The sequence below is a fragment of the Proteus appendicitidis genome (assembly GCF_030271835.1).
Taxonomy (GTDB): domain Bacteria; phylum Pseudomonadota; class Gammaproteobacteria; order Enterobacterales; family Enterobacteriaceae; genus Proteus; species Proteus appendicitidis.
The window spans coordinates 1,975,291-1,995,562 of the sequence record NZ_CP127389.1 but is presented as its reverse complement, the minus strand read 5'-3'; the positions used below and the strand labels follow the sequence as shown (position 1 = coordinate 1,995,562).

General features: G+C 35.9%; 17 protein-coding genes and 1 pseudogene. 9 read left to right on the top strand and 9 right to left on the bottom strand.

Annotated elements, in window-relative coordinates; translation table 11 throughout:
* Positions 1-2 precede the first annotated feature (2 nt).
* The 3 genes from glgX to QQS39_RS09320 form a co-directional block, all read right to left on the bottom strand.
* Complete coding sequence (gene glgX / locus QQS39_RS09330; RefSeq protein WP_285805836.1) at positions 3-2,072, bottom strand: glycogen debranching protein GlgX; 2,070 nt, start codon at positions 2,070-2,072, stop codon at positions 3-5.
* A 1-nt stretch (position 2,073) separates the two neighbouring features.
* Positions 2,074-4,257 (bottom strand): 1,4-alpha-glucan branching protein GlgB, encoded by a 2,184-nt coding sequence (gene glgB, locus QQS39_RS09325; RefSeq protein WP_285805835.1) that lies wholly within the window; start codon positions 4,255-4,257, stop codon positions 2,074-2,076.
* Between the two features lie 366 nt (positions 4,258-4,623).
* Entirely contained in the window at positions 4,624-5,505 is an 882-nt protein-coding gene (locus QQS39_RS09320; RefSeq protein ID WP_285805834.1) for a LysR substrate-binding domain-containing protein, read from the bottom strand.
* Between the two features lie 143 nt (positions 5,506-5,648).
* On the opposite strand from QQS39_RS09320, the gene QQS39_RS09315 reads away from it, so the two are divergent.
* The gene (locus QQS39_RS09315) at positions 5,649-6,374 is read left to right on the top strand and encodes a sulfite exporter TauE/SafE family protein (RefSeq protein WP_322618353.1); all 726 of its coding nucleotides are present in this window, start codon (positions 5,649-5,651) and stop codon (positions 6,372-6,374) included.
* Positions 6,375-6,397: 23 nt separating this feature from the next.
* On the opposite strand, the gene QQS39_RS09310 is transcribed toward QQS39_RS09315, so the two are convergent.
* Complete coding sequence (locus tag QQS39_RS09310; RefSeq protein WP_285805833.1) at positions 6,398-7,015, bottom strand: TetR/AcrR family transcriptional regulator; 618 nt, start codon at positions 7,013-7,015, stop codon at positions 6,398-6,400.
* 85 nt (positions 7,016-7,100) lie between these two features.
* Here QQS39_RS09310 and QQS39_RS09305 point away from each other — a divergent pair, with 85 nt between their 5' ends.
* Positions 7,101-7,859 (top strand): DJ-1/PfpI family protein, encoded by a 759-nt coding sequence (locus QQS39_RS09305; protein WP_285805832.1) that lies wholly within the window; start codon positions 7,101-7,103, stop codon positions 7,857-7,859.
* 81 nt (positions 7,860-7,940) lie between these two features.
* Complete coding sequence (locus QQS39_RS09300; protein WP_285805831.1) at positions 7,941-8,540, top strand: sugar O-acetyltransferase; 600 nt, start codon at positions 7,941-7,943, stop codon at positions 8,538-8,540.
* 53 nt (positions 8,541-8,593) lie between these two features.
* On the opposite strand, the gene QQS39_RS09295 is transcribed toward QQS39_RS09300, so the two are convergent.
* On the bottom strand, positions 8,594-9,361 hold the full coding sequence (locus QQS39_RS09295) for a GNAT family N-acetyltransferase (RefSeq protein WP_151435150.1): 768 nt from the start codon (positions 9,359-9,361) through the stop codon (positions 8,594-8,596).
* Positions 9,362-9,441: 80 nt separating this feature from the next.
* A complete protein-coding gene (locus QQS39_RS09290; protein ID WP_151435149.1) occupies positions 9,442-9,762 on the bottom strand; it encodes a hypothetical protein in 321 nt (106 codons plus the stop codon).
* 400 nt (positions 9,763-10,162) lie between these two features.
* On the opposite strand from QQS39_RS09290, the gene leuE reads away from it, so the two are divergent.
* On the top strand, positions 10,163-10,810 hold the full coding sequence (gene leuE / locus QQS39_RS09285; protein ID WP_151435148.1) for a leucine efflux protein LeuE: 648 nt from the start codon (positions 10,163-10,165) through the stop codon (positions 10,808-10,810).
* Positions 10,811-10,887: 77 nt separating this feature from the next.
* Here the strand turns inward: leuE and QQS39_RS09280 are convergent, their stop codons facing one another.
* On the bottom strand, positions 10,888-11,910 hold the full coding sequence (locus QQS39_RS09280) for a methyltransferase (RefSeq protein ID WP_285805830.1): 1,023 nt from the start codon (positions 11,908-11,910) through the stop codon (positions 10,888-10,890).
* Positions 11,911-12,195: 285 nt separating this feature from the next.
* Between QQS39_RS09280 and QQS39_RS09275 the strand changes: the two are divergent.
* The 3 genes and pseudogenes from QQS39_RS09275 to yqfB all read left to right on the top strand — a co-directional run bounded on the left by QQS39_RS09275 (position 12,196) and on the right by yqfB (position 14,090).
* Positions 12,196-12,782 (top strand): annotated as a pseudogene (locus QQS39_RS09275) (DNA-3-methyladenine glycosylase family protein).
* Between the two features lie 77 nt (positions 12,783-12,859).
* Complete coding sequence (gene ada, locus QQS39_RS09270; protein ID WP_285805829.1) at positions 12,860-13,708, top strand: bifunctional DNA-binding transcriptional regulator/O6-methylguanine-DNA methyltransferase Ada; 849 nt, start codon at positions 12,860-12,862, stop codon at positions 13,706-13,708.
* A 61-nt stretch (positions 13,709-13,769) separates the two neighbouring features.
* Positions 13,770-14,090 (top strand): N(4)-acetylcytidine aminohydrolase, encoded by a 321-nt coding sequence (gene yqfB / locus QQS39_RS09265; protein WP_151435145.1) that lies wholly within the window; start codon positions 13,770-13,772, stop codon positions 14,088-14,090.
* Positions 14,091-14,149: 59 nt separating this feature from the next.
* Here the strand turns inward: yqfB and QQS39_RS09260 are convergent, their stop codons facing one another.
* Positions 14,150-15,898 carry an ABC-F family ATP-binding cassette domain-containing protein gene (locus tag QQS39_RS09260; protein ID WP_285805828.1) on the bottom strand — a complete coding sequence of 583 codons (1,749 nt, stop codon included), beginning with the start codon at positions 15,896-15,898 and terminating at the stop codon, positions 14,150-14,152.
* A 463-nt stretch (positions 15,899-16,361) separates the two neighbouring features.
* Between QQS39_RS09260 and ddlA the strand changes: the two genes are divergently transcribed.
* The gene (ddlA, locus tag QQS39_RS09255) at positions 16,362-17,462 is read left to right on the top strand and encodes a D-alanine--D-alanine ligase (protein WP_151435143.1); all 1,101 of its coding nucleotides are present in this window, start codon (positions 16,362-16,364) and stop codon (positions 17,460-17,462) included.
* A 186-nt stretch (positions 17,463-17,648) separates the two neighbouring features.
* On the opposite strand, the gene QQS39_RS09250 is transcribed toward ddlA, so the two are convergent.
* Complete coding sequence (locus QQS39_RS09250) at positions 17,649-18,524, bottom strand: DMT family transporter (RefSeq protein WP_285805827.1); 876 nt, start codon at positions 18,522-18,524, stop codon at positions 17,649-17,651.
* Positions 18,525-18,705: 181 nt separating this feature from the next.
* Between QQS39_RS09250 and QQS39_RS09245 the strand changes: the two genes are divergently transcribed.
* Positions 18,706-20,040 carry an aminotransferase-like domain-containing protein gene (locus QQS39_RS09245; RefSeq protein WP_285805826.1) on the top strand — a complete coding sequence of 445 codons (1,335 nt, stop codon included), beginning with the start codon at positions 18,706-18,708 and terminating at the stop codon, positions 20,038-20,040.
* Positions 20,041-20,272 lie beyond the last annotated feature (232 nt).

The window sequence follows — 20,272 nt, the reverse complement described above, 5'->3', positions numbered from 1 at the left end:
AATTACTTAACTTGGGAGGAAATAATGGGTAATTTTTCAGTAGAAGACTGAGTATAAAAAACGCTATTTCGCCAAAGGGTGATACTGTTAGGTTGTACTTCACAATGCTGAGATTGTGTTGGGTGACAGTCCGGCCAGATAGCTGTATCAAGCAAGCAAGACCAAGCCCCTTCAGGTAAAGAAAAAACAGTGCTGTTTCTTAATGGGTTAAACATTAAGATCCATTGTTGCGCTAAAAGAAGTTGTAATGGTGAAGGGGGAAGTTGTTGCCATTCTTCATTACTCATAGGTTGAGCATTTTGATTTAACCAAATGATATTTTGGCTATCTTCTTCCCACCATTTAAGCGAACTTAAAGGTGTAATTTGGTGACGTAATTCAATAAGGTGGCGAATGTAATCAGTTAAGTTGTAAGGCTGTTGAAACCATTTGATCCAACTGACTTTATTATCCTGACAATAAGCGTTGTTATTACCATATTGCGTATTACCCACTTCATCACCGGCGAGTAAATGAGGTGTTCCTCTAGAAAGCAGTAAAGTTGCTAGCATGTTCCTTGTTGCAAGCAATCTGTATTGACTTATTTTTTCGTTAACTATCAAACCTTCTTCACCAAAATTCACACTGTAATTGGTGTTATGTCCATCTAGGTTTGATTCTCCATTCTCCTCGTTATGTTTATTTTGATAACTCACTAAATCCCGTAGTGTAAAGCCGTCATGGCTAGTTATCATATTGACGCTAGAATAGGGAGGTCTGCCGTTTTTGCGATACAGCTTTGCAGAGCCAGTAATATGGTCTGCAAATGTTGCAATGGCCACATCACGCCATAGCCAAAAACGACGAATAACATCGCGATAACCATCATTCCATTCTGTAAATGGAACAGGGAAATTGCCGACTTGATAACCATCAGAGCCTAAGTCCCACGGCTCTGCAATAAGTTTGATACGGGAAAGTAGCGGATCTTGGCGTATCGCTGTCAGTAGTGGTGATTGAGTGTCAAAATAAGGAACTCGACCAAGACTTGTCGCTAAATCAAAACGAAAACCATCAATATGAAATTCTGTCACCCAATAACGCAGGCAATCCATAACCCACTGTACTGTTTCAGGGCGACTTAAATTGAGCGTATTACCACAACCCGTCCAATTTTGAGCTTTATTTTCGTCGTTTAGCCAATAATAGCTTTGGTTATCAATACCGCGTTGCGAAACAATATAACCATCGAATTGATCACTTAATTCTGCGGTATGGTTAAAGACCACATCTAAAATCACTTCAATATTAGCTTTATGTAGGCATCTTACGGCTTCTCGAAATTCATCAATAATATTCCGACCTGAATTAGAATAATATTGAGTCGATAAAGCAAAAGGCGCTAATACGTTATAACCCCAATAGTTTTTTAAACCGATTTTATGAAGATGTGGCTCTGTTAAATGATATTGGACAGGTAATAACTCTAATGCCGTAATACCTAATTTTTTCAGATGTGAAATAAAAGCAGGATGCCCTAATGCGGCATAAGTACCCTGCAATTTTTCGGGTATTTCAGGATGCAGTTTTGTCAGCCCTTTTACGTGCCCTTCGTAAATAATGGTTTCTGACCACGGCGTATTTAAACGCTGATAAGTGCCTTTTTCTTTATAAGAATGGCAAAAACAACCGCTATCATCTGTAATAACGGCTTTAGGTGTAATCGCACTATCATCATGCTCTAATGCATTAAAAACAGGGGAGGTATAAGGTAATGTATTATCAATAATACCTGTCACCTGTTTTGCATAAGGATCTAATAATAGTTGCTGAGGTTGATAGAACAATCCTTGCTCTGGGTTCCATTCACCTTCTACACGATAACCATAATGTAAGCCAGGCCCTGCACCGGGCAAATACCCATGCCAAATTGCGCCTGTTTTACCCGGTAACGGGTAGCGGATCTCTTTACCTGCTTTATCAAACAGGCAAAGAATGACTTTAGTGGCATTTTCACTAAAGAGTGTAAAGTTTACTCCATAGCCATCATAATGACTGCCCATAGGAAAAGGGCGACCATAATCTAAAGACATATTAATCCTTCAATCTTAAATACAGCGTCGCAAGCGGAGGCAATGACAACGACAAAGAATAAGGCTTGCCATTAAATGTACTTGCGGTTGTTGTTATTTCACCTAAATTTCCTACATTACTGCCGTTATAAAATTCAGAATCGCTGTTGAGAATTTCCTGATAAGCACCGGCTTTATTTACACCGACAACGTAATTGTGATGAACAACAGGCGTGAAATTACTGATAATAATAATTTCATTGCCTTGCGCATCTTTACGGCAAAAAGCAAAGACAGAGTTATCGTGATCATCAACGGTAAGCCATTCAAAGCCTTCGCGTTCAAAATCACATTCATAAAGCGGAGCATTAGCTTGATAGGAAAGATTCAAATCACGTACAAAGTGTTGAACGCCTTGATGCGGGCTATTTGGCTCTTCAAGAAGATGCCAATCTAAGCTACTGTCGTGGTTCCATTCACGCCATTGTGCAAACTCACATCCCATAAATAGCAGTTTTTTGCCGGGATAAGCCCACATAAAGCCGAGATATGCACGTAAATTGGCAAATTTTTGCCAATTATCACCCACCATGCGACCAATCAACGAACCTTTACCATGCACAAATTCATCGTGAGAAAGGGGCAGGACAAAGTTTTCGTTATAGGCATAGAGCATGCCAAAAGTCATTTGATTGTGGTGAAATTTACGGTAGATAGGATCACGTTGCATATAAGCTAACGTGTCATGCATCCAACCCATATTCCATTTGTAATTAAAACCTAAGCCACCATCATCAGGCGGTAAGGTAACACCCGGAAAATCAGTAGATTCTTCTGCAATTGTGATAGTACCAGGGCAAGTTGTTCCCAGTAATTTGTTAGTATGGCGAATAAAATCAATGGCTTCTAAATTCTCACGTCCACCGTGTTTATTGGGAACCCATTCGCCTTCTTTTCTGCTGTAATCACGATAAAGCATTGAGGCAACTGCATCGAAACGAAAACCATCTAGCGCAAAATGCTCATGCCAATACAATAAATTACCGGAAAGGTAATTCAGCACTTCATTACGCCCATAGTTATAAATCAAAGTATTCCAATCGGGATGAAAACCTTCACGTCTATCCGCATATTCATAGAGTGATGTGCCATCAAAATTACGTAAACCGTAATCATCTTCAGGAAAATGACCGGGAACCCAATCTAAAATAACGTTAATTTCTGCTTGATGTGCCGCTTCAATAAAGTCACGAAAATCCATCGGGGAACCAAAGCGACGAGTGGGTGAATATAACCCTAACGGTTGATATCCCCATGAGCCATCAAAAGGATGTTCATTAATAGGGAGCAACTCAATATGAGTAAAACCCATTTCTTTAACATATGGAATTAACTGTTCAGCCAATTCGCGATAGCTTAACCAGCTTTGATCGTCAGTATGTCTACGCCATGAACCTAAATGAGCTTCATAAATAGATATAGGTGCATTACGTTGATTCGCTTGCTGGCGCGATAATGGCATGGGGTTAATTGGTGGTAATATATTGATAACTGAAGCAGTTTCAGGGCGTATTTGTGTTTCAAAAGCATAAGGATCGGCTTTTAATCGACGTTCACCATTCGCATCAAGAATAGAATATTTATAACAATCACCTAGAGAAGCTTGTGGAAGGAATAGCTCCCATATTCCACTTTCACGGCGTAATCGCATTGGAAAACGTCGCTCATCCCAGAATGAGAAATCACCTACAACGCTTACACTTTTTGCATTGGGCGCCCATACAGCAAAAGTAATACCATAGATATCACCCAGTTTTGCAGGGTGTGCGCCTAAACATTGGTAAGGGCGAGAATGATGCCCTTGCGCTAAAAACCAAATATCCATTTCTTGCAATAAAATGCCAAATTGATAGGGATCATCAACGATACCTTGCGCATTTTCCCACGTTACATCTAAACAGTAACCAAAACGACGTTTACGTCGGGGGATAGCGCCACAGAAAAAACCACTAGGATGTTTACGCTCTAGTGTTGCTACTTTTCGTCCATTTTTTCTATCAATGACACTGACTGCAATTGCATCTGGTAAAAAAGCACGAACCTCTAAACCTGCCGATGTTTCATGCATACCAAGAAGTGCAAAAGGATCAGACTCATACCCATTGATTAGCTTTTCTATTGCTTTTTTTGTCACAGCTACAGACATCTTATCGTCCTTAGTTGCCAGCAAAATAAATTAATAAATTTTATATATAAATGTCAGCATAGAACGTTAATTTAAGTTAAACAATAAGTGTTTATAACAGAATATTTAAAATCAAAATAATTTACATAAGTTAATATACTTACTTTTTGATTTTAATATATTGAATTTAAATAAATTTATTGACAGGGGTAGAGAAAGATCGCGAATTATAAAAACAACACAATTAGCGTTTTTACCTATTCATAAAAAGAAGGTTACCATTAGATATTTTTAATAAAATAGCTAGAAATTAGTCTTAAAAAGTGTAGTTAATAGAAAAATAATTGCTATTTTTATGAAAAAAAAACACTTATTTCATTAGAGGAATTAACTTTTTTGTTGGGTGAGCCATTGTTCAAAATCAAGATGTGTTTTAGTTTTTTGAACACCCAATGGCGTTAAAGCGTAGTAGCTTATCGGCGCAATTTGAATATTCGGAAATAACACTTTTAAAGTACCGCTATTTATTTCATTCGATAAAATCGAAACAGGGCCAATACCGAGACCTAATCCTTCAATAATGGCTTGAAGAGAAATATGAAAGTGATCAAAGCGATAGTGACGTGAAAATGAACGCTGAGTATTAAGATGAGTCGCCATTAACCATTGCTGCCAATGCCCTGGGCGAGTAAGCGTATCAATAACAGGGCAGTCAAAAACATCTTCAAAACTAGTGACGCTGTAACGTTTTAAGAATTTTTCAGAAGCAATTAAACAATGTTCATCCTCTAAAAAAACAACAGATGAATACTCTTGTTGCTGAAGTTGAGGGCGAATAATCAGATCATCATGACTAATCAAGTGAAATCGCTCGCTATTTGCAGACGCAATTTGGATATTTGCATTAGGATATTGAAGATAAAAATCCTCCATTCGCGGAATAAGCCATTTTAAACAAAGTGTTGTAGGCACACTAATATTTAAAATATCGTTTTTCCCACCATTGCCATAACGAAAACCAATATCATTTAATTTATCAAAAACGTCACTTAACTCTTGCGCTAACGTCAATGCATAAGGCGTAGGGACGCGGCGTAGACCTTGTTTATTAAATAAGGTGACACCAAACCATTTTTCTATAACTTGGATATGACGACTGATAGCACCATGAGTGACACATAATGTCTGTGCGGCTTCGGTATAACTTTGGCTATGGCAAGCGACTAAGAAAGCACGCAATGAAGGTAATGGAGGAAGGTTTCTCATCATAATTGTCTCATCAAAGTTTATTTATCATAAATAAAGCGGCTTTCTGATTAAAACTCACAATACCGTGACATTTTATCACAGGTAAAAATAAAGAAGGCGGGTATGATACAGCGTCTTTAACTTATTGAACTTAAAGGATGATAATGAGTTTTATCGCAGTTATTTTATTGGCAGTATTGTCTGGTGTAATTAGTGGCGTTGTAGGAACTGGCTCTTCTATTTTACTAATTCCCGCGTTGACCTATGTGTTCGGTGCTAAGGAAGCCGTACCTATTATGGCATTAGCTTCAGTGATGGGAAATTTATCGCGTATTTATTTATGGCGTCACAGCATTCGCTTTAAACCACTATTTTATTATCTATTACCCGGTATTCCAGCCGTTATTCTTGGTGCGAATACATTATGGATAATGTCTGAAAAATGGCTAAATATTGGTATGGGAATGTTTTTTATCTTGATGATCCCCGTGATCCACTTAATACGCAAACATCAAATCAAAATGAAAACGTCCCAAGTTATTATTGCCGGTGCTGTTATCGGCTATTTAACGGGAGTTGTGTTTTCCACTGGGCCATTAACTATCCCCATATTTTCTGCATATGGTCTGACATTAGGGCCATTACTTGCGACTGAAGCGGCTGCCTCATTTGTTATTTATCTCACCAAAGCCCTAACATTTAGCCAACTGGGTGCAGTTAATAGCTTTATCTTTATTAGCGGGGTGTTAGTCGGTTGTGGTTTAACCGTAGGAAATTATCTTGGTAAAAAACTGGTATTAAAACTGACACCAAAACTTTTTCAATGGCTATTAGATGCTATGCTGATTTTTGCGGGTGGCTCACTGCTATTTAATGGCATTTATTCTTAATAAAATGGCTGTATTAACAGCCTTTACTTTAAATCTGATAGATAAGGCATGAGTAAAGTCTGCGAAATACCAGCAAATGGCAGTAATTCATTGACTGTGGCCCCGGCTCTTGCCCTTAATGAGATTGAATGTAAAAGAGCAACCACACCCAACGCAATAGCGTGAATATCCGTTCCTTCTTTTAATTCTCCCGCTTCTAACGCTTCTTGCAAGGCATCTTCAACTTGCTGAGTTTGTGCGTTAATAACCTGATTTAGCATTGTTTTTATTGCCGGATCTTCAACTTCACTCACTGCGGTTGAAAGTACCATACAGCCAGCTAAACCTTCGCTATCAGTATAAAAATGGATAGCTGAAATCAAATAGCGCTTTATTCTTTCTGTCACGTTGTCTTGAAGTGATTGTTTCTCAAGTTCATGGCGATAACGTGTAGAAGCAATATGATTAAAGCGTTCAATTGCTTTCTCATACAAGGCCGCTTTATTACCAAATGCGGCATAAAGGCTAGGCTTATTCATTTGTGTTTCAATGACTAAGTCATCCATTGATGTTGCTGTAAATCCTTTGCGCCAAAATAATGCCATTATTTTTTCAAGTGCAGCATCACTATCGTAACGGCGAGGACGACCTTTCTTTTTCATTTTGTACCATTTAGTAATAAATGTATTTACTCAGTATAAAACAAATGTCATTATTTTACTAACTAGTACAAAATAGGAAAATAAAATGATCCGTAATGAAATGCTGTATGGAAAGAATATGCCTTCAATTATTAAGCTTGTTGAAGAAGGGCGTAAACAACAATCTAAACCGCTCAAAGTCGGTATTTTTGTTTGCCCCGGTTTTATGCCGATGGATATTAATGGCACTCAATCGGTATTTACTATTGCAAGTGCAGAAATCTATTTTATATGGAAAAAGAAAGAGTTAGTTGAAGGCTATATTGGCTGGCCGACAATGCCAACCATGACTTTTGATGAGTGCCCAGAAGATCTTGATGTATTAGCAGTTGGAATGGTGCCACCAGAGATTGTTGAAGATGAAGAGACATTGGCATTCTTCGCAAAAATGGGTAATAAAGCGCGTTTTATTATTGGTACATGTTATGGTTCTTTGGTTTTGGGTGCTGCTGGATTATTAAAAGGTAAAAGAGCGACCAGTAATTCAAATGTCGTTCCGATGTTACCTGATATGGGAGCCATAGCAGTAGAAGGAAGCGATGTTGTTATCGATGGTAATATTTATACTTCAGGACCTGCAACTGGTTCATTCGACGCTTCATTATTAGTATTGGAACAATTACTAGGCACACCTTTTGCTCAATTAGTTGAATTAGCGATTGAATATGATCCTCGCCCGCCTTTCGGTACGGGTTCACCCACTTTAGCAGGAGCTGAAATGACCGCTATTTCACAAAGCTTAACCGCTAATTTAAATGATCAATTTCATCAAGCCGCACTTAATGGACTTAAAAAACACCGCTAATTTAAGTTAATTAACGCTAGAATAAGGAAATTAATATTGACGTTTATCTAAACTGTTTTATTTAAAATTCGGAGCATCACAATGACAGAATACGAAAAAATGGTATCAGGTCATCTTTATCATGCCAATAAAGATGATAGTTTAGAGCCACTTAGAGTAAAAGCGCGTGAAATTATTTATGATTTTAATATGACGCGTCCTTCTGACGTTGAAAAGAGAAAGACATATTTAAAACAGCTTTTAGGAAAAACAGGCAATAATTTTACTATAGAGCCGCCATTTCATTGTGACTATGGTCAGTTAATTGAAATTGGTGAAGCATTTTACGCTAATTTTAATTTAACTATCTTAGATTGCGCCCCTGTGAAAATTGGACACAATGTGATGTGTGCGCCAAATGTCAGCATTTTAACTGCAACTCATCCGATTGATCCTGAAATACGTAACAGTGAATTCGAATATGCATTACCGATTACTATCGGTAATTCGGTATGGTTAGGTGCGGGGTGTATTATTTTACCTGGTGTGACTATTGGTGATAATTGCGTTATAGGTGCGGGCAGTGTAGTAACAAAATCTATTCCGGCTAATTGCGTTGCTGTTGGAAATCCTTGTCGTGTGATAAGACAAATTAGCGATAAAGATAAACAAAACGCTGAAAAAAGACTTAGTCTTTATTAATATTTAAAAAATAGGCTCTACAAACATGATTGAGCCTATTCATAAAACTGCTTTTATTCTTTAATAAAACTGAGGTAGTTAAAGAGCGATTTAAAACCAAACTTACGGTATAACGCTAAACCATCTGCTGAGGCATCTAAGAAGCAACGTTCAACGCCTTGTTCACGGCAAAACTCTAAAACATGCTTAATCAAATGTGTTGCATAACCATTACCTTGATAGGCAATATCTGTCCCAATATCATCAAAACGCGCTAATTTATCGTGTATTGTTAACGTTAATGAAGAGACTGGCTGACCATCAACTAATAACGCGTAATGGAAAATAGCTGCGCCATTATCTAATGCTTTTTGGTGATAACGAATATATTCATTAACAATCGTATCATCACTATCATCTCCCACAGGAAACGCCGTTTTTAATGGATGCGCCCACTGTTCAAGGTTGTGATTGGTTAAAATAATATCGCAAGGATTATTTCTGTAAGATGGGAATACCGCGTCAGACAATGTTAAATACATTGCGGTTGTCATGCCATCACCGGTATAACCTGCATTTTTTATTATTTCTTCAAATTCAGGCAATAATGACTCTGGTAATACCAAAATATGATTTTTTTTCTGCGAAGTGAAAAGGGTACTGGCTTGCTGGAATGAACTTTCTGTTGCGCCTTGGCGCAAATAAATAAAGTTAAAAATGGCAGCATCCATTGGTGTCATAAAGCAGTGAGTATGATCACCAATACGAATATTATTTTCACAAATTTCTGACCAAAAGGCTTTTTCTACTATTTTAAATTCTTTATACAGTTGTGCATCCATAATGGTTCTCTAGCTGAATCGTGGTACGCAATAAGGCGTTAATAGAGGTTCCGCTTTTCGTAAACAAGCTCTTGTGCAACTCATTCACATAATAAAGATGACGATGTCACACCAACAGTAACCCATTTTATTATTAGTTTACCTGTTTGCGTAAAATTATCATAAAAAGTCGCTTGTGCATGATATGCAATTCGCTCAGGGTGATGTTCATCACTATTATCAATGTAATCTTCAGTTGCAATAATCTCATTTTGAGCAAAATGGCGTAACTCCATCTCTGGTGTGGAGATAAATGCAAAATAACGGTAAAAACAACCTAGAATAATGGTTTTGGTAAATATAATCTTTTTTATTCTCTCTCTTTTCGTGCTAATTAACGCACCTGATATCAATAAAAACACTTATTTTTCATAAGATTAATCAATAAGGATATTTTAATGTTAAAAATAAAATATCGCTCAAGATCACAAAAAGAATAATGAACCATAACACAAAACAAACAATAGGATATTACATCTAAATTTAAACCACAATGCAGTTTATAGCTCCAATTAAATGACTTTAATTAGATGCTAAATCTGTATAAATTTTAATTTCAGCATCATACTATAACTAGAATTCAAACTGGTTTTTAAATCTAAAATTGATAACAAAAAAAGGCTTACAAACTGCTTTTCACATTCAAAAGCAGAGTAATTAACTTATCTTTATCTATTATAAAGATTATTGTTTTACAAAAAAATTATTGTGGATATGATAGCTCACATATTCAGCATGTTATTTTTTTAAAAAAGGCGTCGTATGTTAGAAAGTATCGGTATTTCAAATATTTGGACATACCTTTTAGGCGTTATTTTTATTACTTTAGTACCAGGTCCAAACTCGATTTTCGTCCTTACTTCCAGTGCGAAGCATGGCGTAAAAGGGGGGTATAAAGCCGCTCTTGGTGTTTTCACGGGTGATGCATTATTAATCTTTTTGGCATTTTTGGGGGTTGCTTCATTAGTCAAGACTTCACCCGTCTTCTTTATTGTCATTAAATACGCGGGTGCACTTTACTTAACCTATTTAGGGTTAAAAACGTTATATGCAACGTTCCAAAAGAAAAAAGAGACGCCAGAACAAGTGTCTGAAGTCGTAGTAAAAGCAAAAGATGGTCTTTATGTTAAGGCGTTATTTTTAAGTATGCTTAACCCTAAAATGATCATTTTCTATGTTTCTTTCTTTATTCAGTTTATCGATCCTAAGTATGAAAGTGCAGGTGTTCCATTCTTTGTATTAGGTGCGATTTTAGAAACATGCAGTATGCTTTATTTATCAGTTCTTATATTTGGCGGTGTTGCTATTACTAATAAAGTAAAACATAACAAACGGTTAGCTTCATTATCAAATAGTTGTATTGGCGCAGTGTTCTTACTTTTTGGTGCCAAACTAGCGTTAACCGCATAAAAATATACTTTTAGTTAAAAAGGTCACTGTAAAGTGACCTTTTTTTGATCTCAATAATTTATTAGAGAAAAATTTTATTATTTAATAACTACTTCTAATATTGAATTATATGTCTCTGTTTTAATAAATTTATTGATTTTTAAATCTGCGTTATCTAATAATTCAATGAACTCTTCTTCAGTACGTTCACCCGATTCATGAAATGCACTCATACAAATCAAATCCATACATTTAGCGATATCAGGTATATTCTTTTTAAAAATAACAGGTTCAATAATAAGTACTTTTGAACCTTCCTTCATTACTTTACGTAAATTTTTAAAAATTTTGATAACGTTGTCATTATTCCAATTATGAATTATATATTTAATTAAATAAATATCTGATTCTGGATAATCTTCAAATAAATCACCAGGAATTAATTTCCAACGACTATCATCACCTAATTCAACTAGCTTCGTTCTTTCTAATACATGCTGGTGATCAAACAACTGTCCTTTTAAAGTAGGATTTTCTTTTAAGACTTCTAATAATAATCCACCTAATCCTCCAGCAATATCTGTCACTATTTTATTATCTGGGAATTTATAATGCTTAATTATAAAATAATTTTCTATTTTTGAAAGCGAGTTCATACCTGCTTGAAAATCATGATCATCTCTTACATTATCTTGCCAATATTGATAAAAAGACATGCCATATAAGTTTTCAAAAGCGGGGTTACCCTGAACTGATTCAACAACATTACCTACTGGGCGCCATAACGTTTCATTTGTTAACATTAATACGGCATCACGCAAGCTATATTGATGATCACTTAATAAAAAGTACCCAGCAGGAGCAAGAGAATAGCGAGATCCTTCTGATTCAGAGAATATGCCTTCAGAAGCTAACATTCTTAATATTCTATTTAGAACAACAGGTATTGAGTTTGTTTTTTCGGCCAGTTCATTAATATTCTTAGAACCTTCTTTTAATAAATCTGCGATATTTAATTTAGCAGCAACTCTTAATGCGGCAGGAATAGTAAAGCTTATGGCTTTCTTCATTATTGCCAGCGCATCAGCTTTGTTTTGTAAATTGAGTGTATAATTTTTCATATTAAATCCTGAAATTACAGAATAACCAAGAATTGACCTAAGTAAAAATTTAAAAAATCTAATAAAGTATAGGCGGTAATTTAAATTTTATATTTTTATCACTTTTAATATAAAATTATAGTTTTCAAATGTAATGATATTTTTATTGAATAACTTCTGCTAAATATTATCTTTGTTTGCCTATGATAGACGGTGTAAAACTCAAAAAAGCAAGAAATGGAGTGCGTAGTACACTTATTTTCACGTTATACTGACACAAATATTCTATTTAAATTAAGTTAACTTATGCACTTTAAGTATGGCGAAACAGAGATAAATACATTAAAAAAACGCGATAAGCGCTTAGCTAAACTCATTGAAAGAATAGGAGAAATTAAGCGCCCCTTAACACCGGATCTATTTACAGCATTAGTTAAAAACATTATTGAACAACAACCGTTAACCAGCGATTACTCAATTTATGTGACGGTATTTACACACCAGAACATATCGCCAAATTATCAGAACAAGAGATACAACAGTGTGGAATGACTATGCGCAAAGCTAGTTATATTATCGGTATTGCTGATGCCGTTATTTCAGAAAGATTAGATCTAAATAAAATTCCTGAGATGACAGATAAAGAGGTTATCGATACGTTAATTCAACTAAAAGGTATCGGGGTTTGGACTGCAGAAATGCTATTAATTTCTTCGCTTAATCGGCCAGATATTTTAAGTTGGGGAGACTTAGCTATTCAACGCGGAATTATGCGTCTTTATCGCCATAAAACGCTAGATAAAGCACGCTTCGAACGTTACCGAAAACGTTATTCACCCTATGGTTCCACGGCATCACTGTATCTATGGGCATTATCTAAAGAACCAGAGTGATTGAGCAATAAACGGAGTTCTTTATTTATTATGTTTGTCAATAATAGCCATAATTCCGTATTTAAAGGACTACCATAATGGAAAATAAACATAATCAACTTATTGAGCGAGCCTGTCGTTTTATTGAAAAAAATAACGGTGACGTATCTCTTGCCTGTATTGCAGAGCATGTTATGGCAAGCCCATATCATTTCCATCGTCTCTTTAAATCAACGATGGGGATCACGCCAAAAGATTATGCCAATGCTTATCGTCAAAAATTAATAAAAAAAGCATTAGCTCAAGATGGCAGTATTACAGATGCGATTTATCAATCAGGCTTCAATGCTAATAGCCGTTTCTATGAAAATGCAACGGCTATATTAGGAATGACGCCAACAAATTGGCGTACAGGTGGTAAGAATATTGCTATCTTTTTTGCTATCGCTCAGTGCTCTTTGGGAAGTATCCTTGTGGCGCAAAGTGAAAAGGGGATTTGTGCCATTATGTTAGGAGATGATGCAGAGCTGTTATTAGAGGATTTGCAAAAACAATTCCCTTTGGCCGAATTAATCGGTGCCAATGAAGAATTTGAGCAAATCATTGCACAAGTCATCGGTTTTATTGAATTACCCAAACAACCCTTATCTTTACCTCTTGATATCCAAGGTACTGTGTTTCAGCAAAAAGTTTGGCAGGCATTATTAGATATTCCTTTTGGTAGCACGATGACTTACCAAGAAATTGCCGACAAAATTGGAGCGCCTAAGGCATATCGCGCAGTTGCAAATGCCTGTGCCGCCAATAAGCTAGCAGTTGCCATTCCATGCCATCGAGTTATTCGACAAAATGGTGAATTATCCGGTTATCGTTGGGGGATTGAGCGTAAAGCTAAGTTGCTTCAGAGAGAAACTTTAAATAATACCGCTGTGGGCAAAAAAGAATAAAAAGTAGTTGTTGCATGATAAGATAATCAGCAATTTATCAATAAATTTATGAGTCAATATTATGTCAGCAATACCAACAGAAATTACTTTTTTTGAGCGTTTAATCCCTTCCATTCTTGAAGAAAAAAAAGTGATTACGATCCGAGATGAAAGTGAAAGTAATTACAAACCGGGAAGCATTGTTGAATTATTTGCTAATGAACATCGTACTCATTATGGAAAATTGAAAATCATCGCGGTATCGCCTTTACGTTATGATGATATCAATGAATATCACGCACAACAGGAAGGTATGACACTTCCAGTGTTAAAAGCGCTTATCAACGATATTTATCCGACAACGAAATCTTTATATCTTATTGAATATCAATTATTAAAATAAGAATAAATAAAAAAGGATCACATTGTGATCCTTTTAATTTAAACAAAATCTTACCTATCTTATATCAATTTAAGTGCTTGCTTTAGCTGGTTAATCTCTAACTTCCATTGCGCTTGTAAAGCAGGTTTTTGATGGTTAGTTTTACGTGCTAAATCAGCTTCTAATTTCTCTTCTAACTCAATTAACTTAAAGAGTTTTTCATCATCATCGTGATGTGAAACTAATGGAGCCGATGAGATATTTTGCAAATTATTGAGTTTATCCACTCGCGGAGCTTCTGATATTTCCTCTTCAGAGATAAGCTGATAAATCACTTCAATATCATGATGTTCCGTTAAAATGCCATTATGAATATACCAAAAACGATTACAACTATTTTCAATTAATTCTCTATCATGGCTAACTAATAAAACACCACCAGGAAATTGGTTAATTTGTTCAGCTAATGCCTTTTTGCCTTCCATATCGATATGATTTGTAGGCTCGTCCAACATTAATAAAGAGTAGTTTGCTAAACTCAGACCAACAAACAATAAACGCGCGCGTTCACCACCACTTAATGTACTCACTTTCTGCCCGTGGCGCGTATAAACAAAGCCAGCATTAATAAGTGCCATTTTTCTCTGTTCATCCGTTAATGGTGCAAAAGGTTTTAATGCATCAGAAAGGGTATCATTATCAACTAATTGAGCAATTTTTTGATCGTAATAACCCAATTCAACGCGGGGATGCAGCTTTATTGCATTTTGTTCACTTATATCAACTAAACTCAGTGACCAAATCATCTTTAATAATGATGATTTACCTGTTCCATTAGCTCCAATTATTGCTACTCGATCACCACTTTTTATACGCTGATTTTCAACAGTATATAAAACGGGTGTATTTTCAGCAGGAATAACAGCAAGTTGATTTAATTCGCAAAGCCTATCCGCACGTAATGTCGTACCAGAAAACTGTAATACCCACTGATTTCCAGACGTCACGTCGGTTTGCTCATCTTTTAAACGAACAATATGTTTTTCCATCTGTTTGGCTTTACGAGATAAACTCTCGTTATCATAAACGTGCCCCCATATTGCGAGTTGCTTCGCACTTTGGGCTATTCTATCTATCTCTTTTTGTTGTGCATCATAGCGATGTTGCGCACTGATATCTTGCTCTTCTTGTGCAACTCGAGCTTGAGAACAGGGTAATCGAAAGATAGATAGCGATTTATCACGAATAATCCATGTACAATTCGTTACGTTGTCTAATAACGTATTATCATGTGAAACCAGAATGAAGCTACCACGCCACTGTTTTAAAAATGTTTCCAACCATAAAATGGTGGGTAAATCGAGGTGGTTGCTTGGCTCATCAAGTAATAATAAATCAGGCTCCGTAATTAACGCTCTCGCTAATAATAAACGAGTGTGTTGGCCACCACTTAATTGCGAAACAAGCAGATCTTTTTCGTGAAGTTTAAATCCCATTTCACTTAGCAATAACTCAGCTCGCCAGCCTTCAGATAATCTGTATTCTTTAGGTAATTTATGAAGTACAGCATCCATTAAAGTCATTGACTGTAATTCAGTGGGTAAGTGTTGTTCTATATATGCCATAACCGTTTGATTAGCGACGGAAATAACACCCGAACTTGGTGATAATTGATGTGAAAGTAATTTTAATAAAGTACTTTTCCCACAACCGTTATAACCAATTAAACCAATCTTCTCACCTTTAATCAGTGCTAAAGAAATATCGTTTAATAATAAACCGTGATTATTATGGAAAGACAGATTTTGTGTAGATAATAATGTGCTCATAGCTTACTCATTTTTAGGCGTAACAACGCCTTGGGCAATATCAAGCGATAACCCTGTAAGCTGAGGAGAGGTAATAGTTAACGTCGCTCAGGCAGGTTAACGCAGTAAATTACTGTGAAAGCCTGAGCTGTGGCGATTACCAAAGAAGTGTGAGTATTCAATAAGATCACACAAAAACATAATTAGCCTCCTTCTCTAAGTTTAAACGTTAATCGGTAGCGTGATTCTATCAAGATAGCGTTATTACATACAATCTTATAGAAGAGATAAAAGGTGTCATTTTGTGTGTTATCGTTATGGAAACTCTATAACTTAAAATAGTGATGTTTTAACACGCAAAATCATAGAATTTCATCATTTTATCGTAATTTTTCGCAGATAAGAACTATCTACCTACATTGGGGGTTTTTATCATGATATATTGCTACCTATTCGCTATAGCTGTCCTATAAAAGGTTAGAAAATGAGTAAATTAAGAGTCGCTATTATTTTTGGTGGTAAATCCACAGAACATCAAGTTTCATTACAGTCAGCAAAAAATATTATTAATGAATTAGATCGAACGAAATTCGACCTTTGCTTAATCGGTATTAATGAACAAGGTCAGTGGCATGAATATTCAGAAACTGACTACTTACTAAATAGCGATAATCCTAAAACTATTTCATTAAGCAAACCTTTAAGAGCGGTTGCTATTATTCCTGGTAGTGTAAAAAACCAATTTATTTCACTTGAAGATGGTCAGGCATTACCTCAAATTGACGTTGTATTCCCAATTGTCCATGGTGCGTACGGTGAAGATGGAACACTTCAAGGCTTATTACACATGATTGATATGCCTTATGTAGGACCAAATATCATGAGTTCAGCAGCTTGCATGGACAAAGATATTACTAAACGCCTACTTGATGGTGCAGGTTTAGCGGTTGCCCCATTTATTACTATTATGGCGCATCAAATTAATGACATTCCTTACAACGAAATGGTTCGCCAATTAGGGCTTCCTTTATTTATAAAGCCAGCAAACCTAGGTTCTTCTGTAGGAATTAGCAAAGTTAATAATGAAGAAGAATTCAGTGCAGCATTAGAAATGGCTTTTGAATACGATCTTAAAGTGATTGTTGAAAGTGCTATTGTAGGCCGTGAAATAGAGTGTGCTGTTTTAGGTAATGAAGATCCTGAAGTTAGTCCTTGTGGTGAAATCGTATTAAACGATGCTTTCTATGCCTATAACACAAAATATATTGATGAAGACGGTGCTAAAGTTATTGTCCCAGCGGTAATGGATGAAAATACAAGTTTGCATATTCGCCAAGTTGCATTAAAAGCATACCGTGTGCTTAATTGCTTAGGTATGGCTCGTGTAGATGTGTTCTTAACGCAAGATAATCGTGTTGTGATTAACGAAATAAATACACTACCTGGTTTTACCAATATTAGTATGTATCCAAAATTATGGCAGAGTGCAGGTTTAGGCTATCAATCATTAATTACTAAATTAATTGAGTTAGCACTAGATCATCATAGAAAAACGGCTATTTTAAAAACCAAGTGTGAAATTTAATTGATATATAAAAAGTGAGAGCTTGATAAAAATCACACACCTTGATCATCTGTCTTTAACGTTATTACGTTTAAAGAAGGGCGCAAAGCACTCACTTTTGGTTCTCAAAAAACAAAACACGCTAAATAACCCTATTTAGCGTGTTTTATAGTTTTAAAAATATAGTTTTTAAAAGCAAGCTTTTAATTAAGCATATTTTCTGGAGCCAGCAACACAAAAAATAACACCAATGGTGACTAATAACATCAATAAATTGACAGATTCATGAAGCAATACAGCAGCAAAGCCTAACCCAAAGAATGGTTGCAATAATTGAAGTTGTCCTACTGCCGCGATCCCACCTTGCGATAATCCTTTGTACCAAAATATAAAACCAATCAACATACTAAAAAGTGAGACATAGCCTAAGCCTACCCATGCCGAAATACTAATTGTAGCGAGATGTTCAGGCATAAGAATAAAGCTAAGAATTAGCATTGGAGGTAAAGATACAATCAATGCCCAACAAATAACCTGCCATCCGCCTAATGCTCTCGTTAAAGTCGCTCCTTCGGCATAACCTAAACCACAAACGATGACTGACGCTATCATTAATAAATCTGCGCTGATTGAAGATGCTCCGCCTTGAGAAATAGCATAGCCCATCACCAATAAACTACCAATAATAGAGAAAAACCAAAAAATAGGGCGAGGCTTTTCGCCACCCCGTATTACCGCAAAAATTGCCGTAGATAACGGTAATAAAGCTAAAAAAACAAGGGAGTGTGCTGAGGTTATTTCTTGTAGCGCAATCGCCGTTAATAATGGAAAACCGACAACAACACCTAATGAGACAACCGTTAATGAAATCCACTGTTTAAAGGTAGGTAGTTTTTCTTTATATAACAGCAACATTGCTAAAGATAATAGCCCTGCAATTGTTGCTCTTGCCGCGGTTAAAAATAAGGGATCAAAACCTAATACAGCCGCTTTTGTTGCGGGTAAAGATCCACTAAAAATCAACATACCTATAAATCCATTTATCCAGCCATTTTTCCGCTCTTTTTGCTTCATTTGTTGCATACGATTTTCCATTTTTATTATGATAAATTTCAATAAAAAACAATTAATTACAATTTTCGCAATAGCAACAGATATATAAAAATCTATTTATATAAAACTTGTATCTACGATGTAACTTGCTGAATTCCATCTTATGGAACACAATTATGACAATCAAATAATTGTCATGGATACAATGTCTATGGTTCAGCCCCGTTATAAGTCTTTAGTTGATAAATTAGCGAGTGAAATACGTATAGGTAAATTATTACCCGGTACGCGTTTACCCACACATCGACATTTAGCCGCAGAGCATAAAATGTCTCTTGCAACAGCAAGCCGTGTCTATGCTGAATTAGAAAGTATGGGCTTGATCATTGGTGAAACAGGGAGAGGAACTTTTGTTCGTGAATTGTCACTTCCGCTAAATCATGGAATAGAAAATCCTACGGCAGCTGATATGTTGGATCTTAATTTCAATTATCCCTCATTGCCTATTCAAGCTGAATTATTACGTACCGAGCTAAAAAGATTATCGACATCAGGCGAAATTGAATCATTACTTCGCTATCAGCCACATAGCGGCAAACTACACGATAAAATAGTGATTTCTCAATATCTTAAAAGTAAAGAAATCACCGTTGAACCTGAAAATATTATTATTACTAACGGCGCACAACAAGGTATCGCGATTACATTATTAAGCGCTTTAAAACCGGGAGATGTTGTAGCGGTAGATGCATTAAGTTATCCCGGATTTAAATTAGCGGCACTCGCTCATCATTTGGAAATATTACCCATTCCCATAACACCTACAGGAACAGATTTAGATAAACTGGAAGAGCTATGCAAAAAAAGGGCAATACGCGCACTGTATTGTATTCCCACACTTCATAATCCAATGGGCTGGGTATTAACATTAAAACAGCGACAACAATTAATTACTTTGGCAAGACAATATCATTTTATGATCATTGAAGACGCGACTTATGCTTTTCTAGTTAACAAAGCACCACCTTCAATTGTTACCTTAGCGCCAGATATTACATTTTATATTTCGGGATTTTCTAAAAATATCGCTTCTGGATTAAGAGTGGGGTTTATTGTTGCTCCAACAAACTCTATTTCATCGTTAGAGCGTTCAATGAGAGTAACCACATGGAATACACCGGCACTAATGACTTCCATTGTCTGCCAATGGGTGAAAGACGGGGTTGTTGATAAATTAGAACGTTTATTACGCAAAGATGCACAGCAGCGACAAAAAATAGTGAGTGAGATATTTGAAGGGCTTTCTTATATTCATCATCCAACTTCTTATTTTTTATGGATACCTTTACCTGAAGAAGTTAGAGCCGATAAAATTGTTGCTTCATTACATCAGTTACAAATATCTGTTGCAACAGCGGAACCTTATGCCACAACGCCCAATATTCCTCATGCAATTCGTATTGCACTAGCTTCAATTGATATTAATTTATTGCGTGATGCATTAATAAAAATCAGAGAAATTATTGAATATCAAATTGATTTATAATGTTTTTACACTTTAACGTCTAAAGAGCAACGCTCATTTAGGCGTTATCTACAGTATTGCTCTAATTAGATGAAATTAATGTTCCAGATAAAGTGTCTGTTTTATAAGCAAAACTAATCGGTGTTATCGTAGATGCATGCTCATTCAATTCAAAATCAGAATACTGACCACCACGAATGATTATCACAAAAATAAGAGTGACAAGCCCTAAACAAAACTAAATTGATTTGAA

Bases quoted from the DNA above. Each gene is read 5' to 3' on its own strand.
- QQS39_RS09260 (WP_285805828.1), bottom strand. From the start codon at position 15,898: ATGAGCACATTATTATCTACACAAAATCTGTCTTTCCATAATAATCAC.
- yqfB (WP_151435145.1), top strand. From the start codon at position 13,770: ATGTCAGCAATACCAACAGAAATTACTTTTTTTGAGCGTTTAATCCCT.
- glgX (WP_285805836.1), bottom strand. From the start codon at position 2,072: ATGTCTTTAGATTATGGTCGCCCTTTTCCTATGGGCAGTCATTATGAT.
- QQS39_RS09250 (WP_285805827.1), bottom strand. From the start codon at position 18,524: ATGCAACAAATGAAGCAAAAAGAGCGGAAAAATGGCTGGATAAATGGA.
- QQS39_RS09280 (WP_285805830.1), bottom strand. From the start codon at position 11,910: ATGAAAAATTATACACTCAATTTACAAAACAAAGCTGATGCGCTGGCA.
- leuE (WP_151435148.1), top strand. From the start codon at position 10,163: ATGTTAGAAAGTATCGGTATTTCAAATATTTGGACATACCTTTTAGGC.
- ddlA (WP_151435143.1), top strand. From the start codon at position 16,362: ATGAGTAAATTAAGAGTCGCTATTATTTTTGGTGGTAAATCCACAGAA.
- QQS39_RS09305 (WP_285805832.1), top strand. From the start codon at position 7,101: ATGATCCGTAATGAAATGCTGTATGGAAAGAATATGCCTTCAATTATT.
- QQS39_RS09245 (WP_285805826.1), top strand. From the start codon at position 18,706: ATGGTTCAGCCCCGTTATAAGTCTTTAGTTGATAAATTAGCGAGTGAA.
- QQS39_RS09295 (WP_151435150.1), bottom strand. From the start codon at position 9,361: ATGGATGCACAACTGTATAAAGAATTTAAAATAGTAGAAAAAGCCTTT.
- QQS39_RS09310 (WP_285805833.1), bottom strand. From the start codon at position 7,015: ATGAAAAAGAAAGGTCGTCCTCGCCGTTACGATAGTGATGCTGCACTT.
- ada (WP_285805829.1), top strand. From the start codon at position 12,860: ATGGAAAATAAACATAATCAACTTATTGAGCGAGCCTGTCGTTTTATT.
- QQS39_RS09320 (WP_285805834.1), bottom strand. From the start codon at position 5,505: ATGATGAGAAACCTTCCTCCATTACCTTCATTGCGTGCTTTCTTAGTC.
- QQS39_RS09300 (WP_285805831.1), top strand. From the start codon at position 7,941: ATGACAGAATACGAAAAAATGGTATCAGGTCATCTTTATCATGCCAAT.
- glgB (WP_285805835.1), bottom strand. From the start codon at position 4,257: ATGTCTGTAGCTGTGACAAAAAAAGCAATAGAAAAGCTAATCAATGGG.
- QQS39_RS09315 (WP_322618353.1), top strand. From the start codon at position 5,649: ATGAGTTTTATCGCAGTTATTTTATTGGCAGTATTGTCTGGTGTAATT.